The 732-nt window shown below is 69.5% G+C and carries 1 protein-coding gene; it reads left to right on the top strand.

Features of this window, described 5'->3' with window-relative positions; all coding sequences use genetic code 11:
* Positions 1–675 (top strand): phosphatase PAP2 family protein (locus BZY54_RS46250; RefSeq protein ID WP_086731325.1); only part of this gene is annotated, 675 nt, incomplete at its 5' end.
* Positions 676–732: the final 57 nt, after the last annotated feature.

Here is a 732-nt window from a genome sequence, read left to right as displayed (position 1 = left end):
TCACTGATCCGCAACGCGGTCCCGGAACAGAAGGCGAAGGCACTGAGCAACGCCGACTGGGTCTGGAGTGCGGAGCACCGACTGGGCATCGCCGTCGAGCACACGGTCAACCATGCCGTCGACTCGGTGACTTGGCTGATCGTCGGCATGAACTACTACTACGCCACGCTGCACTTCGTGGTGACCGTGGGCGTCCTGGTCTGGCTCTACCGCAGCCACCCGGGCCGCTACTCCGCGGCCCGCCTGGCCCTCTTCGCCACCACGGGCGTGGCCCTGCTCGGCTACTACCTGTACCCCCTCGCACCCCCGCGCCTGATGACCGGCGGCCACTTCATCGACACGGTCCAGGTCCACCACACCTGGGGCTCCATGGCCTCCGGCGACCTCAAACACATGTCCAACCAGTACGCCGCGATGCCCTCGATGCACATCGGCTGGTCCCTGTGGTGCGGCCTGACGATCTTCGCCCTGACCACCGTCCCGTGGGTACGCGTCCTCGCCGTCCTCTACCCGGCGACCACCCTCCTCGTCATCGTCGCCACCGCCAACCACTTCTGGCTCGACGCGGTCGGCGGCGTCCTGTGCCTCACCTTCGGCTTCACGGTGGCCAGAACCTGGTACGGAGCGCTGCCCCAGGCCCTGCCGAGGGCGGCCTGGGAACCGGCGCCTGCGTAGGCACCGGCCTGACGGGGTGCCGCCGCGCCCACCCGCGCCGCCCCAGCGGCACGACCG

The sequence above is a fragment of the Streptomyces carpinensis genome, from assembly GCF_002154505.1.
GTDB classification, from domain to species: domain Bacteria; phylum Actinomycetota; class Actinomycetes; order Streptomycetales; family Streptomycetaceae; genus Streptomyces; species Streptomyces carpinensis.
The sequence above is the reverse complement of the archived record's forward strand: the minus strand, read 5'-3'. Positions and strand labels throughout refer to the sequence as shown.